We start from the raw sequence: 624 nt of genomic DNA on the forward strand, positions 1-624 counted from the left end.
ACCGCGGGCCTGCTCACGGACGTCTACGCGGCCGCCCTGGCGGGTGCCGCCCCACCGCCGTCGCCCCCGGCGCCGTCGCCCCCGCCGCCGTCGCCCGCGCCCCCACCGCTGTCGCCGTCGTCGTCCCCGTCACCCGAGGGAGTCAGTTCCGCATGACCGAGAACCCCACCGGGCGGCGCCGCCCGGCCGCCGCCCTGTCCCGGCTCCGGGCCCTGCCGCCCTGGTCGCTGCCCGCGGCCGGTGTCCTCGCCGGCGCGGTGCTCGGCACCGCCTACGGGCTGGTCGCCACGCCCACCTACACGGCCACCAGCTATGTCGTGGCGGTGCCGAAGGAGAACTCCGACCCGGGCACCGCGCTGGGGTTCGCCCAGGCGTACGGCCGGGTCGCGGGCCAGCTCGCGGTGCTCGGCGACGCCCAGGTGTGGGCGGGCGTGCCGGTGCGCACCCTGCGGGAGAACGTCCGCACGGCGACCTCGCCGGACGCGCCGATGGTGTCGGTCACGGCGACCTCGTCCCGCCCGGACGTGGCCGCCGACATGGCCAACGCGGTCTCGCGCGCGCTGACCCGCCACGCGGCGGGCGCCGAGCAGGCCACCCGCGTCGAGCTGCGGCAGTTCGCCCGCG

1 protein-coding gene is annotated in these 624 nt (G+C 79.2%); it reads left to right on the forward strand.

Annotation, left to right across the window (positions count from 1 at the left end):
• Window positions 1–152 precede the first annotated feature (152 nt).
• The coding region (locus G3I53_RS03130; RefSeq protein ID WP_164437999.1) for a lipopolysaccharide biosynthesis protein at window positions 153–624 on the forward strand (472 nt) is incomplete at its 3' end.

Source organism: Streptomyces sp. SID14436 (assembly GCF_010548465.1).
Lineage (GTDB): Bacteria > Actinomycetota > Actinomycetes > Streptomycetales > Streptomycetaceae > Streptomyces.